We start from the raw sequence: 16,042 nt of genomic DNA on the forward strand, positions 1-16,042 counted from the left end.
ATTTAAGGTAATATCTGAAAAATACAGAAACAGAAGAAAAAGATTTAAACTAAGGTTTAATTTAATAGCGGGGATATGCAATTATGAAAATAATTATTGATTTCGCAAGAGGTCTAATGAAATATTGGTATATGGCGAATAGTATATTTATTAAAAATTTAAGCCTTAATCGGCTTGTAATGCGGAATTAAGAGGATGGCGAAGATTGTATATAATTCCCGATAAAATATAATAACAAGACACGATTAGCAGGAAAAATATGTGGGTGATTTATTCTTTGCTGGCTGCGGTGTTTGCCGCCGTGGTGGCTATTTTTGCAAAAATAGGAATAAGCGGGGTAAATTCAAATCTCGCGGTAGCTATTCGTACCGTGATTGTTTTGCTTATGTCGTGGTTTATAGTTTTTATCACGGGAAAGCACAGTGAAATTGCACAAATCACGCAAAAGAGCTGGATATTTCTGGCGCTTTCCGGACTTGCAACAGGTATTTCGTGGCTGTTTTTTTACAAGGCTCTGCAAATCGGCGACGCGTCTAAAGTTGTTCCGATTGACAAACTTAGTATCGTAATCACAATGGTTTTGGCTTTTGTGTTTTTGGGAGAAACCGCAGATCCAAAAACGATATTAGGCGGACTGCTTATAGTTGCCGGAACTTTTATTCTGATTATAGGAAACGGGTAAAGCGAATTTTATGAGATCTGCCCTCTGTTTCTGCTGAGACGATACCTTTCGCTGTAAGCCAGCGCCCCCCAAATTCCGATTGCGTGCGCTTCGCATGAGGCGATACAGCGACCGCAACCGATACATAAATTTTTATTTACGCTGTGACGTTCTCCACGCTCGCCTTCGATTGCGCCATTGATTGGACACGCCTCGGTGCAATTTCCGCACCCGGTACATTTCGTGTCGATATTAACCGTCGGTCTGACTTTTACCAAATCGGTGAAACTGTGCGACGGGCATTTTCGAGACGCAACAATGAAATTTTCACCCGTATTACAGTCAAGTTTTGGAAGAAAATTGTCCATAACTATCGAATTTGCAATGCCGACCGATTTGGCGCATATTGAACAACCGGTACAACCGACCGAACAGTATTGTTTCACTTTTGAGCCTTTGTCGTGATTGCTGCAAGCGACGAATACTTTTTGCGTTTCGGGAGAGGTTTCTATAAGTTTTCTAGGGCAGGCGGAAAGACACGCGCCGCATCCGGTACATTTTTCATCGTTTATTACCGCAACTCCATTTTTATTGACCGAAATTGCGCCGAAAGGGCACGCTTTTACGCAGTTGCCGAAACCTAAACATCCGTATTCGCATTCTTTTGAACCGTTGGCGACCAAAACCGCCGCGAGACAATCGGGAATCCCGTCGTAGATCGCTCTTTCACGCGCTTCGGCAATCCCGCCTTTGCAATGAATTTTTGCTGTCTTGGCAACGATATTTTCACCGTCCGTATCGCCGAGTATCGAAGCGATTTTGCCGGCGGTATCGGCGCCGCCAGGAACACAGCCGTTGAGTTTTGCTTTTTTGTCTTTGTCCGAAAGCGCTTGCGCGAAAGCCGTACAGCCTGCAAACCCGCACGCTCCGCAGTTTGCGTTCGGAAGGATTGAAATAATTTTTTCTACTTTCGCGTTTGGGGCGACGTAAAATTTCCAGTCGGCAAAAACAATAATTATTCCAAGCACAAGTCCAAGCATAGTAAAAATTAAAACCGGCTCAAACATTTATCCTCCTATCGTCATTCCTGCAAAGCCCAAAAATGCGATCGCTATAAGTCCTGCGGAAATAAACGCTATAGGCAGTCCTTCAAACGCTTTCGGAACGTCAGCAAGTTCTAGACGTTCTCTTATTCCGGCCATAAGCACGAGTGCCAACGAAAATCCCACTCCAGACATAAACGAATTTACCATAGCCTCCGCAAAAGTAAACGGAAGTCCGGTGTATTGGTTATTCCCTATGTTTATCACGGCGACTCCCAATATCGAGCAGTTTGTTGTTATCAACGGTAAAAACACGCCTAATGAATCGTAAAGCATAGGCGAATATCTTTTTATCGCCATTTCCGTTATTTGGACGAATGCCGCGATAATCAAAATAAACGCGATTGTTTGAAAGTATTCTATATCGTACGGCTGCAAAACAAAAAAGTTGAACGACCAAGTAAATAATGTCGAAACTACCATTACAAACGTAACGGCAAGCCCCATCCCAACCGCTGTCGATAATTTTTTTGACACGCCGAAAAACGGACATAATCCTAAAAATCTCGACAAGACGAAATTTTGGATAAATATCGCAGCGATTGAAATTTGCAAAAAAACTACGAACAAATTATCACCCATTTTTCACTCCGGGTTTGAAGCTGTTTATAATTGCCAAAACCAGGGCTATGGTGAAAAATCCGCCGGGCGCCAAAATAAATATAACCATTGGCGAATACTGCGGAATTACGGAAAGTCCAAGCAATTTGTTCGCTCCCAAAAGTTCACGGATCGCGCTCAAAGTAACTAAGGCGAAAGTGTAGCCAAGACCCATAACCAATCCGTCGATTGCAGATTTTGAGACATTATTTTTTGTCGCAAACGACTCCGCCCGTGCAAAAATTATACAATTCACCACAATAAGCGGAATAAATATTCCTAATCTGGCGTCAAGTTCCGGGAAATAGGCTTTTATTAACAACTGTATAACAGAAACAAACGTCGCGATAACTACAATAAAACATGGGATTCGCACTCTATCGGGAATTATGCCTTTAACAAGCGAAATAATTAAGTTTGAACATATAAGTACGGCTGTAGTCGCCACTCCCATTCCGATTCCGTTTTGGACGGAAGTACTTACTCCAAGCGTAGGGCAAAGTCCAAGCGCTAAAACAAATATTGGGTTTTCCGTAAAAACACCTCTTTTGAGTTCTTGCAAAAATTTGTCAATCATTTACTTAATCCTCCGACTTTATTTCAGAGTGTTCCTGATTCGTATTTATTTCAGCCTCTTCGGTAATTTTAACTAAAGATGTAAGCAATTTTGCTCTTGCGGATATTTCGTTTGTTATCGCCGTAGTTGTGATTGTCGAACCGGTAATTACCGTTATTTGATTGTTTTTAAGTAAATTATCTTTCGCCGCGTTATCAAGCGTATGCCATTCGCCGTTTTTGTGCAAAGAAATTTTATCGACCGTTGAAACTCCTTTGTACTGTTCACAAAACCAAGGATATGTTTTTTCCTGTTTTTTCCAAAGCCCAAACGGGAATTTAGCATCCGAGACAACTTCGACGATTCTTGTTCCGAGCCCCGGCGTTTCGTTTTGATTGATTATGGAAAGTCCTTTGATTTTTCCGTCTAAGTCCAAACCGCAAAAAAAGTTTATCACGCTTGAATAACCGTACGCCGCTCCTATAAACGCAAATCCTATGATTTTGTTGCCGGGGGCGAATTCTTTCCAATATATTCCAAATCCGTCAACACTGTCGGCGACAACTGTCGAATTTTGCGACAAAACGCTTTTTAGAGAAAATTCTTGCGCAATTTGTGTATGCTTGTTTATCTTATCAAAAGTTTTATTGTATGTGAAAACTATCGCAAATGTCGCCGCAAAAACGAATAAAGTCAAAACAAACACTATTTGAACAGAATTTTTCATCGCTTCCTGCCTGTCCCGTAAACTCTTGGTTTAACACATTTGTCAATTAACGGAGTAAACAAATTCATAAGCAGAATTGAGTACGAACAACCTTCCGGATATCCGCCGAATTCTCTTATTATAAACGTTATTATTGCACATCCCGCCGCAAAAATCGCCTGACCTTTGGCGGTAATCGGCGTAGTCGTCATATCTGTCGCCATAAAAAACGCACCTAAAAACAATCCGCCCGAAAGTATTTGAAACATTGCTACTGTAAATGCAGTTCCGCTGAAAAATGAAACGTCTGTTTGACCGAAAATCAAATAAAGCAAAAACACTCCGCCTATATAAAGTGCAGGCACTACCGGATTTATTATTCCTCTGTATATTAAATAAATACCGCCCAAAAGTAAAGCCAATACCGACGTTTCTCCGATTGTTCCGCCGATATTTCCAATAAACAAAGAATAAAACGAATCTTGCAAATCTGTCAACTCAATAGTTTTAACCGCCTGAATAATTTTTATTGCGACAAGCGGCGTCGCCGTAGAAATTCCGTCAATCGCGCTTGCTCCGCTGATGGCGTCAATGTTTATTCCTGATAAATTTTCAGGTAACTTACCCAAATATCCGCTTCTTGCGAAAATACTCCCCGTCATTGCCATAGGGTAAGACGCCAGTAAAAACGCTCTTCCTGCAAGCGCCGGATTCATAAAATTAAATCCGAGCCCGCCGAATGCGCATTTTACTATGGCTATTGCAAAAACAGCGCCCAGAATCGTCATCGCCGGATTTATTGCAACGGGAAGATTAAACGCCAAAAGCATACCCGTAACAACCGCACTCAAATCTCCAACGGTTGTTTTCTTTTTTAGCAAAAACACCGAAATTATATGTTCTGTCGTTACTGCAGCCGCAACGGCGGCAAGCGTCATCAGTAACGCCCGTAATCCGAAAATCAAAACAGACGCTATTAATGCCGGAATTAGAGCGATAATTACATCAAGCATAATTTTTGTAATAGTTTGCGTTCCGCGAATATGCGGCGAAAATGAAATATGAAGTAAATTTTCGTTTTCCATTTATTTAACCTGCGTTAACGACTCTTTCGCTCTTTTTTGAGTTATATAACTTTTGCACGTACGAATTCTGTGTAAAATATTTATTTTCGCCGGACAAACATACGAGCAACATCCGCATTCCATACAATCCATAACATTTCGTTTTAATGCTTCCTCGTACATGTCTTTCTCGAAATATTTCGCCAAAAGTGACGGGACAAGGTGAATTGAGCACGCTTTCACGCAATTCCCGCAGTTTATACAGTTGTTTTTACTATAAGAAGGAGTAATTGTATCCAAAACAAGCAGTCCGGAAGTTTGTTTCATTACGGGAACGCAGATATCGGGAAGCGATTTTCCCATCATGGGTCCTCCTGCAATTACCTTTTTGATTTTTGAGAAATCCGTTCTGCAATATTCCAAAATTTCTTTAACGTAAGTACCTATAGGGACAATATAATTCCCCGGTCTTTTAACTGCATTGCCCGTAACCGTAATTACTCTTTCGGTAAGCGGGATACCTTCTAAAACGGCATCGCAAACCGCCGCCGCAGAGGCAACGTTTAGCACAACACAAGCTGCGTCAATAGGGAGTTTTCCGCTTGGGACTTCTCGGTTTAATACAGTGCTTATAAGTTGTTTTTCTCCGCCCTGTGGATACTTCGTTTCAAGCGGAATTATTTTTATTCCATAATATTCTTTAGTGGTCGCTTTTTTTTTCATCACATAAATGGCGTCCGTTTTGTTTTTTTCTATGGAGATAAAAACGTATCTGACGCTAAGTATCTTTTGTAAAATTTTAACGCCTTTCAAGATTTTATCGGTTTCTTCAAGCATTAATCTGTGATCCGTCGTCAAATACGGCTCACATTCCGCAGCGTTTATTATCAGAGCGTTTACCTTTTTATCACGATGAGGCAATAATTTTACTTGCGTAGGAAATCCGGCTCCTCCCATTCCTACGATTCCGCAGTCGCCTATCCTTCTCATTAAAATTGACGGGGATTGTTCTCTCCAATTTTTTATCGGTTCAAACCTTAATTCGTCATTTCTGCCGTCAGCGGTAATTTCAACGCCTGTCACTAATTTTCCAGAAATATGTTTAAACATTCCGATTGAACTGACAATCCCGCTGATAGAAGAAAACGCCGGAGATGAAACAAATCCGTCCGCTTCCGCGACACACTGACCTTTTGATACATTGTCGCCGACTTTTACAACCACTTTCGCAGGCGCGCCTATGTGCATCAAAACAGGCACCACAATCTTTTGCGGCAACGGATAATTTTCGATAGGCAAAGATTGAGTCAATCTTTTATTGTATGGAATATGAATTCCGCCTTCGAAAGTCCATTTATTAAACAATTTCCACCCCTGATTTTCAAAAAAACTTCGTAGGAATATAATTTTTGCCGAATAAAAAGGGTAAAAAAAACAACAAAATTACGCTTTTGTCGTTTTAATTTCCCAAAAGAAATTCGCTTGCTTCCATTCTGTTTCTCTTGAAGCAAGAGAAAATTTCAATTCTTCTTTGATTTTTTGACAGTCGTCTTCGCCAAAACGCTTTTTAAGGACGTTTCCAAAAGAATTTTCGTCATTTCTGAACCAATTATCAAAGACCTGAACGGAAATTTTTCGTCGAACGCAATATTGCTTTTTAACAACGTTTACGTTGAAATCGTTTTTTGTAAAAATTTGAGAAATCAAATCCGGAGAAAACTTACCCAAAAGAGTTTTTTCAAACACTTCGTTTTCCACGGTTTTAACGGTTTGTTTATTTTTTTCGCAAACAAAGTCCGACAAGAGTGTACTGTCTCCGGGAACGTACTGTGCAAATACTATCCGTCCGTTTTTTTCAAGAAGTGTGTGAAGCTGTTCTGTAAACGCGTCAAAAAAATCTTTTTCTATAAGCGCCAAAACCCCGCGTCCGATTATACAATCGAATTTAGCGTCTATTTTATCTCCGATTTGTAAAATTTCACCAAAGCGGATAATCGGTTGTGCAAAATACGAAAGTTTTTTAGTAAAATTCTCAAAGTTTTGCGCGTCTTCTTTTGAAAGCGCATACGCCCAAACGCCGCCTGCGCTTGAACATCGAAGCGCTTCCAATGTGAAAAATCCGTTTGAGCCGCAATTTATATCAAGCGTAAGATCGTCAGGCTTAATATTGGCTGTTTCAAAAAAATCTCTGCGTACGTTTTCTGCGTATTTGTCTAAGCCGGACAACGTACGCTCAAACAGAAGCGTGTCAGATTGTGCAAATACTCCGCATTCGGTCTCAAACGAATTTGCAGCAATTTGAATCTCTCGGCGTCGTTGTACTTCTTCTGCGATTTTGGCTTCATAGCCCTGATTTGATGGCATATAGAACACTTTTCCGCGCAAATTGTCAGGAAGATACTGCTGATTTATCCAATGGTCGCGGTAGGCGTGTGGGTACAAATATCCGTCTCCATGTCCAAAATCTTCGCCGTCGCGGGAGGAATCTCTAAGAGCGTTTGGAATATCGTCGGCTTTGTCTTCCTCTTCTATTGATTTAACAGCGTCAAAAAAAGCCATTGCGCTGTTGCTTTTCGGTGCGGTAGATAAATATAAACACGCTTGCGTTAAATGGTATCTTCCTTCCGGCATACCCACGTAGTCATAAGCGGCGGCGCAATTCATAACGACTTGAATCGCTAACGGATCGGCAAGACCCACGTCCTCGCTTGCAAGGATTATCATTCTGCGAAAAATAAATCTCGGATCTTCACCGGCATATACCATTTTGGCGAGCCAAAACAACGCGGCGTCCGCGTCGCTTCCGCGAACGGATTTTATGAACGCAGATATTATGTCGTAATGCGCATCGCCGTCTTTGTCGTATAAAACAGCGCGCTTTTGAATTGATTCTTGGGCGATTTCAAGCGTTATGTGTATGTTTTTGTCTTCGTTTTCAGGCGTCGTTTCTACAGCCAATTCAATTGCGTTCAAAACCGAACGCGCGTCGCCGTTTGCCGTCCTGCAAAGATGTATTACCGCATCGTCGTCGATACGGATTTTTTTATTTCCGTATCCGCGAACGCAGTCGTTCATCGCCTGAAAAAGTACTTGACGTAAATCGTCGTCGCCAAGTGGAACAAGCCGAAATATTCTGGAACGCGAAACAAGCGCTTTGTTCACCTCAAAATATGGATTTTCCGTAGTGGCGCCGATTAAAATTAGCGTTCCGCTTTCTACGTGCGGTAAAAGCGCATCCTGCTGCGCTTTGTTGAAGCGATGCACCTCGTCAACGAAAAGTATTGTACGTCTTGAATACAAATTGTATTCGTTTTGCGCTTCTTGAATACTTTGAACAATGTCCGCTTTTCCGGCTAAGACCGCATTTATTGTAATAAAGTGAGATTTTGTGGTATTTGCTATTATTTTTGCAAGAGTTGTCTTTCCGCAACCGGGCGGACCGTAAAAAATTAAACTTGAAAGCCGGTCTGCTTCTATCGCTCTGCGTAAAAGGCGTCCTTTGCCGAGTATCGCTTTCTGTCCGATGTATTCCGAGAGTGTTCGCGGACGCATTCTGTCTGCGAGCGGCGATTGGCTTTTCAGCAAATTTTTAGACGACGTTTCAAACAGATCCATAATTAAAATCTACACATTATTTCCATACCCGTTCATCTTTCGCATTCTTATGGATTTAGGTGTTATTTCAACAATTTCGTCGTCGTTTATCCAGTCGATACAATCTTCCAAATCCATAACCCTATGCGGAGTTAAAATAACAGCGTCGTCACTTCCCGAAGCGCGCATATTCGTAAGTTTTTTGCCTTTGGCGGGATTTACAATAATATCGTTTTCACGGCAATGTTCACCGAGAATCATTCCCATATAACACTCAACGCCGGGTCCGATAAACAAAGTTCCGCGCTCCTGTAAATTCCCAAGCGGATATGCTAAAGAAACGCAATTGTTTTCTTTTACTATCATCGCTCCGTTATGACGATTTTTAATCTCTCCCGCAAACGGCAGGTAATCATGGAAAATGTAATTCATTATTCCCATTCCGCAAGTATCGGTCATAAATTCGCTTCTATAACCCAAAAGTCCGCGTGTAGGAATGTGATAAACAAGACGCGTCATTTTGCCTTCCGTCGGTTCCATAGAAACCATAAGCCCTTTACGTTCGCCCAATTTACTTATTACAGCGCCCTGATACTGCGGGTCAACGTCTATCGTCAGTTCTTCCCATGGCTCAAGTTTATGTCCTTTTTCACTTTCTTTATAAATCACTTGCGGACGAGTTACCTGCAATTCATAACCTTCGCGCCTCATAGTTTCAATCAAAATAGACAAGTGCAATTCGCCTCTTCCCGAAACTTTGAAGCCGACTCTATCGGTTAAATCTTCAATTTTTAACGCGACGTCGGATAAAACCTCTCTTTTAAGCCTGTCGCCTATGTGCCGAGAAGTCACAAATTCACCTTCTTTTCCGGCAAAAGGCGAGTCGTTTGGGATAAAATTCATAGAGATTGTCGGCGGGTCGATTTCCATCGGCGGCAGCGGGCACGGGTTTTGCGGGTCGGTATAAGTTACGCCGACGGTTATATCGTCAAATCCGGCTACCGCTACAATTTCACCGCATATCGCTTCTTGTGTCGGGACTTTTTCGTTTTTCACAAAACGATAAATTTTTGAAATTCTTGCCGGCTTTGAATTTCCGTCTCTATCGATCACTGCAATCGGAGCGTTTATGTTCATTCTTCCGGAAGTTATTTTTCCGATGGCAAGCCGCCCTAAAAACGGCGAATAATCAAGTGAACTCACAAGCATTTGCAAAGGCTCCTCGGCTGAACCGCCGGGCATAGGAATTCTTTCTATAATCATATCCAAAAGCGGACGCATACTCGTTCCCTGAACGTTGTAATCAAGCATTGAATATCCGTTTTTCGCCGATGAATATACGATGGGAAAGTCGAGCAATTCGTTTGGCGCGTCGAGTTTTACGAATAAATCAAAAACTTGATCGACGACCCAATCCGGTCTTGCTGCCGGCTTATCTATTTTATTTATTACCGTAATGATAGGAAGTCTGAATTTCAGCGCCTTTTTGAGAACAAAAAACGTCTGCGGCATCGGACCTTCCTGCGCATCCACCAAAAGCAGCACGCCGTCCGCCATCCGTAAAACCCGCTCGACCTGTCCGCCGAAATCCGCGTGTCCGGGAGTATCAATAATGTTTATACAATGGTCGCGATAATGCAGTGTACCGTTTTTTGCAGCGATTGTAATGCCGCGCTCTTTTTCAATTTCCATCGAATCCATAAGCCGCTCGGTACGGATTTCACGCTCGCCGAACATTCCGCTTTGTTCAAATAGTTTATCAACAAGGGTGGTTTTACCGTGGTCGACGTGAGCGATAATAGCGACGTTGCGTAAGAATTTTTGTTCCATTTTTTGTTTTCTCGCTTAAAAATCAAGACGAATATACTTTATTTACACAACGGCTTGCAATAAATACGTATCATTTTGATACTTTAATTACACGAAATTTGTAAACCTGTTTAAAATTTACAAATTTACAAATTTTCAATGCCTCTTCCGTAATCGTCCTGATAACGCACTATATCGTCTTCGCCGAAATAATCGCCGGTTTGCACTTCGATAAAAATTAAGGGTTGAGTTCCCGTATTCATAATTCTGTGCTGCTGTCCTCTGCGAATGTCAATTGTATCTCCGTATCTGACGTTCAATTTGAGATGGTCGAGGTCAACAAAACCCTCGCCGCCTACAATCGTCCAAAGTTCGTCTCTTTTGCCGTGCATTTGCAGTGATAATCTTTTGCCGGGGTTTACACAAACCCGCTTCACCTTAAACCTGGGAGTATCCTGTAAAACCTCGTAATCGCCCCAAGGACGCTCTTCTTTTTCATTGCTCATTTTTTATCCTTTCACGAAAACACGACAGTACGATTTTCGTCCGTTAGTATTTTTCTCTGAATGTGCGCGCTTACCGCTCTTGATAAAACCCGGCGTTCAATATCCTGTCCCGTAGCGATAAGATCCTCGACGGAATGTTTATGGCTTACACGCTGAACGTCCTGCTCAATAATCGGTCCCGCATCCAATTCTTCTGTTACGTAGTGCCCCGTAGCGCCGATAATTTTAACGCCGCGCTCAAACGCCTGACGATAAGGTTTTGCGCCTGGAAACCCGGGCAAAAACGAATGGTGAATGTTAATTATGCGGTTTTTGTAAACACAGATCATTTCCGGCGAAATAATCTGCATATACCTTGCTAAAACTATGAAATCAACCTCGTTTTTTTGCAAAATTTCTATTTGTCTTCGTGTTTGCTTTTCGTAATTTTCTTTGCTTATCGGAATATAAAAATAAGGAATCCCAAATTTTTCACAGTCCTCGCGCAAATCTTCGTGATTACTTATTACAAGCGGAATATCTACTTCAAATTCTTTAATTTTCCATCGCGAAATAATATCAAAAAAACAGTGTGCGTATTTTGAAACGAAAATCGCCATTTTCTGTCGAGACGAAGATCTATGAAGTTCCCACGACATGTTAAATTTTTTTGCGGATTCGTGTATAAAAATCGTCTTAAAATCGTCTAATTCCACCGAGAAATTTTCCAAATCCCACTCTACCCGCATAAAAAATTTTCCGTTTTGCCTGTCGGTGTGTTGATCAAGATAAACTATGTTTGCACCAAGCCGTGCAAGCAACGCCGTAACGTCTGCGACGATTCCGTCTTTGTCGTTGCAGGACATCAAAAGCACCGCGGTATTTTTTTGTTTCATTAAATTTCTCCGATTTTTATCGTTAAAATAATATTACTCCAATCGCTTCGCAAGTTTTGTAGTGCAAAAATTTGGAAATTATATACTTTGCGTTAAGAACAACGGATCTAATTTTTGGGACTTATGAGATATGTCACCTATGATATATTTCTATACTGTCACTTCTTAATATCACCAAATAATTATCTACGTTAAAATCTTTACCGCCAGAATCTTTTATTGTCGCCTTGTATAAATTTTCCGTAATAATCGAACATCTGAGTTTGCTTTTGCATTTGTTTACTACCGATTTCATAAAATCCTTGTTTGAAGCGTTTCCTATTAAATATAGCGTTTCATATTCAAAATTTATTTTCAATAAATTGTTTATATACACAGATTCGCCTTCCGTCTCTATTTTAAACTTCTTTCCTATTATTCGAATGGCAAACTTACAATAATATCCGTTAAAATCATTTATGATTTCGTCTTTCATCTTTCTTTGTGAATAGTTGTAAAGATAATCTATCAAATTTAGTACTTCTTCATATATTTTGTTTTGATCACGTTTTTTAGCAAAAACTTTTTCTCCAAGAAAAGTCAATTCTTGCACAAGAACCGGATAAAAAAGTCCTACTTTATTAATTTCGTTATGCTTCTCAAAAAGTTCCGCCACTTTTTCGTTATCCATTTTTTCTTTCATAAAATCTTGAACAAACAAATCTAAGATTTCAGGCTTTTCGCTTTTCAACAAGTCGTAGCAAGCATACAAATCAAGTGATTCTTTTTGGTATTTTGCTACATAAGATTTGGCCTTTTTCAAAAAAGCATATCCGATAAACGCCATTGACGCATTAACAATATTTTGATTTTGGTTTTCGCTTTTATGCAGCCTTAAAATCAACTGCCCGTTTATTAAATAACTTTCACGAGTTTGATTATCAACATCCAGCCAATCAATAGTTATTTTTTCAACATTTAAATGTTTTATCTTTCGAGAAACTTGTTTCAGGTAATCGTTAATTTTTCCTTGCAAGTCATATTTTACATGCGTTTTATCAAATTTTTCGTTTATTTTTTTTAGAAAAAAAGTAATCAATGCTACTAATTTCTCGAACTTTTCAGGATTTTTTAAGTAATAAATAAAAAGTCCGAAAAGTCCCATGAAGCAGGCTGTAGGCAACATAATCCAAAAAGAAACATCAAAATTTACGTTTAGGTTAATGTTTTCAAAAAAACTAAATTTTGTGTTCATTAACATACTCGGTAAATAGTTTTATAGCCTTTGGCGTGTTACAAACTAATTTAACATCTCCGGATTCGGGGAAAATGGAATATATATTTTCAAAGACGATAGTAGTACCGGTAAACTTACACTTTAAGTTTCCTGATTCCATTGTCCTTTTAAGACCTAATTTTTCAATTAAGCGTGGCAGATCATTATCGTAAACAGCCGAAATGTTTCTCTTTTTCATTTTTTATCCTTTCATTATCGTAAAAACATAAATAGTTAAAATGCCGTCATACTGGTATATAGTAAAATACTATACGCCGCAAAACGAGAAAGTAAAAAATTTCTTATCTATAGAGTCTATTCAATCTTAAAAAGAGGGCTTGCTAATTGATTATACCTTTGATTATACCTTTTATTATATTTGTATTGTTTTTTTGTGAGGTGAGTTATGAATTGCAGACATTATGGAAGTTGTAACACAGTAAAATTCCGGATTATTCTATAAAAGGCGTTTCGGCGAGAGGTTACAAGATTACCGATAAAGCGATTGACGGAATTGAGTGGAAGAAAAACGTATAAACTTTTTTATTTCGAGGGGTTTGAAATTAGGATTGTTTAACTGTTCCCAAGTTCCAAGATATTCAATAGTATTATGATTATGAAGCCAATTAGCAACAACTACGTTAGGTTTTTCAGTATTTTTATATCTTGCTATGTCTGTCAGTGAAATATAATCGCCGCTCTTTTCAGATACTACCGTTATCTCCGTTCCTTGTACGCTTATTTTTTCGTTTTTTGCCATTTATTATTCTTTTTCAAAAAAATACCTTTTGTTGCAAACAAAAAAGGTGAAATTCGGTTATATGTTTGCGGTTTTGTTTTCCCTTTATTTTTAATTCTTTTATTTTTCTCGTATTTATTAATAACAATAAATTATTTTGTTTCTGCCAAAAAATCACGAGTAGTGGGGATTTTATCCTTACTTTTCGTTATCATTGCTCTTGTAACAACGTAAGCGGCACTCCTTTATTAGGTTGTTCTGCCCTGCCTACCTTGTTACTATTCAAAAAACGATAGGTGTATTCGTGATTTTTTGGCGAAAATATGAATTTCGGCAGAGCAGCCTTTTTGTTTTTTGCATATAAGTTCTACTCTCATTTTAATTCATAATGTTTTTGATTCGGCTAATATCCAGTATCCGTGCTGCGACAATGCGATTTGGAAGAACGGCTGGATTGCTTCTATTCGTTCGCAATGACGAAACAAGTACCCACTGTCATTGCGAGGAGTGAAACGACGAAGCAAACCAGAGACAGAAGATACAAAAAAGAAAAATTAAACAAGGAGTGTTCTATGCAAAACAAAAACAGATTTTTGAAAGTAACAGCGACAATAGCGATTGCCGCACAGATTGTATCGGCGGCGACAGACATCACCGCCAAATTCACCGACCCGAACTTTAGGACGGAGGTGTATAAGGCGATTGGAAGGTCGTCGGGTATTATATACGACAGTGATGTAAGCGGGATTATAGATTTTAATGTGAATTATAAAGATATAAAATCCCTTTCCGGAATAGAATATTTTACAGGACTTAAAATTTTGCATTGCGCATACAACCAATTAACAGAACTTGACGTATCTAAAAATACTGAATTGCTTTCTTTCTATTGTGAAGTAAATCAACTGACAGAACTTGACGTATCAAATAATACTAAATTGATACATTTTTATTGTCACTATAATCAACTGACCGAACTTGACGTATCAAAAAACACTAAGTTACTGGAGTTAGGAGTTCCGAACAATCAATTGACAACTCTGGATGTATCCAACAATACAGAACTCTGGTTTTTACATATTGCAGAAAACAGAATTACCGCAATTGATTTGTCGAAAAATACCAAACTTGAAGAATTTTATAGTAGCGACAATCAACTGACCGAACTTAACTTACTCAATAATAAAGCACTGACAAAAGTGTTTGTAGAAAGGAATTTATTCGCCAGTGAAAACGACATAAAAGGTTTGAACACAACAAAATACACAGTTTATAATTTCGAACCTCAACGACGAAAGAACACAATAACATTTGACACTGGCGAGAACGGCTCAGCGGTAGCCCCACTCATAGACATATTGAGTTTTGAGAAGATTACCGAACCTGCCGCTCCGACAAAAGAGTATCACTCATTTCGCGGCTGGTTCACCGACGAAGCCTGCACTAAACAATGGAACTTTGAAAGTAATACCGTAGAACAGGATATTACACTTTACGCCGATTGGTATGACACACATCTCGGCGACGCAATTAGAAAGTTTGTAAACAGGCACTATATTTATAACGGTGAACCGCAAATACTTGACAGTATAGAATTTTATAATTCCGAGTCGGACAAGTGGATAACCTTATACGAATATACCGATTTTAATGTAGAATATGATGTAAACACAGACTACACAAATTCGAGAGATGAAGCGGTAAGTGTAATAGTTATCGGTAAAGGTGAGCGCGGGCAACGCGTCGGTGTAAAGAATATAGAGTTCACAATTAATAAACTGAATATAGAAGTAAGCGGATGGGATAGCACATCTTTTATTTATAACGGTAAAGAACAATTGCCGACTCCGGTAATTGCCGAAGAATACCGAAAGTTTGTTACGGTGAAATCAGACTTTGAAAGCATAAACGTCGGGCGTAACTACGCGGAATTAGTATTGGCGTCTCCCAACAATAATATTAATATTTCGAGTATTAATAATAGGACGTCATACACAATAAATCCCAAATATATTAGCGTAATTTGGGGAGAGGAACGGGAATTTGTGTACAATAAGATGGTGCAACATCCGACTTTTCGTCTTGAGCCTGACGAGATTCCGATGAATAATCTTCGTATAATAAATGCGCAGTCTCAAGTCGGTGTATATAAAGATAGCCTTGCGCCTTTTATTATGATAAAACCTGAATCCGACGACGGTAATTACAAACTTGTCAACAGCAGCGTTGATTACAAAATAGTAAAGAAACCGCTTAACGTAGCATTGAAAAAAGACGGCGGTTTTGCCGATGAAGTTTCGGTAAACAAAAAAGCGGGAATTACCGCAAGTGATATTCTTGATTCCTTAAGAAAGATAATCGGTTATGACGGTTTTGCAACGGATACGACAACAAATGAAACAGACAATGAGACAAATTCATTTACAAGCGGAGAACCTGGATTTGAGATTACCCTAAGAGAAAGCGGGCAGTCTTCGCGTTCGCTAAGAGACGGCGGTGCAATAGCGGTGAACGAACTACTTCAAAACGGTGAATATAACGTCGCCGTAAAGGTAAGCGATATTATAGCGCAAA

16 protein-coding genes are annotated in these 16,042 nt (G+C 39.6%); 3 read left to right on the forward strand and 13 right to left on the reverse strand.

Features of this window, described 5'->3' with window-relative positions; genetic code table 11:
* Window positions 1–100: IS5/IS1182 family transposase (locus LBH98_01840; GenBank protein ID MDR0303498.1), on the forward strand; the 100-nt coding region annotated here is incomplete at its 5' end.
* Window positions 101–259: 159 nt separating this feature from the next.
* Window positions 260–682 carry an EamA family transporter gene (locus tag LBH98_01845; protein MDR0303499.1) on the forward strand — a complete coding sequence of 141 codons (423 nt, stop codon included), beginning with the start codon at window positions 260–262 and terminating at the stop codon, window positions 680–682.
* Window positions 683–690: 8 nt separating this feature from the next.
* Here LBH98_01845 and LBH98_01850 read toward each other — a convergent pair whose 3' ends face one another.
* The 13 genes from LBH98_01850 to LBH98_01910 all read right to left on the reverse strand — a co-directional run bounded on the left by LBH98_01850 (window position 691) and on the right by LBH98_01910 (window position 13,489).
* Complete coding sequence (locus LBH98_01850) at window positions 691–1,728, reverse strand: RnfABCDGE type electron transport complex subunit B (protein ID MDR0303500.1); 1,038 nt, start codon at window positions 1,726–1,728, stop codon at window positions 691–693.
* Window positions 1,729–2,346 (reverse strand): RnfABCDGE type electron transport complex subunit A, encoded by a 618-nt coding sequence (locus tag LBH98_01855; protein ID MDR0303501.1) that lies wholly within the window; start codon window positions 2,344–2,346, stop codon window positions 1,729–1,731.
* Complete coding sequence (locus tag LBH98_01860; protein MDR0303502.1) at window positions 2,339–2,941, reverse strand: electron transport complex subunit E; 603 nt, start codon at window positions 2,939–2,941, stop codon at window positions 2,339–2,341. Before LBH98_01860 ends, LBH98_01855 begins: the two co-directional genes overlap by 8 nt.
* A gap of 4 nt (window positions 2,942–2,945) precedes the next feature.
* The gene (locus tag LBH98_01865) at window positions 2,946–3,647 is read right to left on the reverse strand and encodes an FMN-binding protein (GenBank protein ID MDR0303503.1); all 702 of its coding nucleotides are present in this window, start codon (window positions 3,645–3,647) and stop codon (window positions 2,946–2,948) included.
* On the reverse strand, window positions 3,644–4,711 hold the full coding sequence (locus LBH98_01870) for an RnfABCDGE type electron transport complex subunit D (protein ID MDR0303504.1): 1,068 nt from the start codon (window positions 4,709–4,711) through the stop codon (window positions 3,644–3,646). The genes LBH98_01865 and LBH98_01870 overlap by 4 nt, the downstream gene beginning before the upstream one ends.
* The gene (gene rsxC, locus LBH98_01875; GenBank protein ID MDR0303505.1) at window positions 4,712–6,055 is read right to left on the reverse strand and encodes an electron transport complex subunit RsxC; all 1,344 of its coding nucleotides are present in this window, start codon (window positions 6,053–6,055) and stop codon (window positions 4,712–4,714) included.
* Window positions 6,056–6,133: 78 nt separating this feature from the next.
* A complete protein-coding gene (locus LBH98_01880) occupies window positions 6,134–8,305 on the reverse strand; it encodes an AAA family ATPase (protein MDR0303506.1) in 2,172 nt (723 codons plus the stop codon).
* Window positions 8,306–8,314: 9 nt separating this feature from the next.
* Entirely contained in the window at window positions 8,315–10,114 is a 1,800-nt protein-coding gene (gene typA, locus LBH98_01885; GenBank protein MDR0303507.1) for a translational GTPase TypA, read from the reverse strand.
* Between the two features lie 125 nt (window positions 10,115–10,239).
* On the reverse strand, window positions 10,240–10,599 hold the full coding sequence (locus LBH98_01890) for a phosphomannose isomerase type II C-terminal cupin domain (protein ID MDR0303508.1): 360 nt from the start codon (window positions 10,597–10,599) through the stop codon (window positions 10,240–10,242).
* Between the two features lie 11 nt (window positions 10,600–10,610).
* Complete coding sequence (purU, locus tag LBH98_01895; protein ID MDR0303509.1) at window positions 10,611–11,474, reverse strand: formyltetrahydrofolate deformylase; 864 nt, start codon at window positions 11,472–11,474, stop codon at window positions 10,611–10,613.
* A gap of 133 nt (window positions 11,475–11,607) precedes the next feature.
* Window positions 11,608–12,708 (reverse strand): hypothetical protein, encoded by a 1,101-nt coding sequence (locus LBH98_01900; protein MDR0303510.1) that lies wholly within the window; start codon window positions 12,706–12,708, stop codon window positions 11,608–11,610.
* Window positions 12,692–12,928, reverse strand: coding sequence for a hypothetical protein (locus tag LBH98_01905; GenBank protein MDR0303511.1), 237 nt, complete (start codon window positions 12,926–12,928; stop codon window positions 12,692–12,694). The genes LBH98_01900 and LBH98_01905 overlap by 17 nt, the downstream gene beginning before the upstream one ends.
* A gap of 291 nt (window positions 12,929–13,219) precedes the next feature.
* Complete coding sequence (locus LBH98_01910; protein MDR0303512.1) at window positions 13,220–13,489, reverse strand: KilA-N domain-containing protein; 270 nt, start codon at window positions 13,487–13,489, stop codon at window positions 13,220–13,222.
* A 551-nt stretch (window positions 13,490–14,040) separates the two neighbouring features.
* Between LBH98_01910 and LBH98_01915 the strand changes: the two genes are divergently transcribed.
* Window positions 14,041–16,042, forward strand: a 2,002-nt coding sequence (locus LBH98_01915) for an InlB B-repeat-containing protein (protein ID MDR0303513.1), incomplete at its 3' end; no start/stop codon positions are given.

It is taken from the genome of Chitinispirillales bacterium, from assembly GCA_031254455.1.
GTDB lineage: Bacteria > Fibrobacterota > Chitinivibrionia > Chitinivibrionales > Chitinivibrionaceae > WRFX01.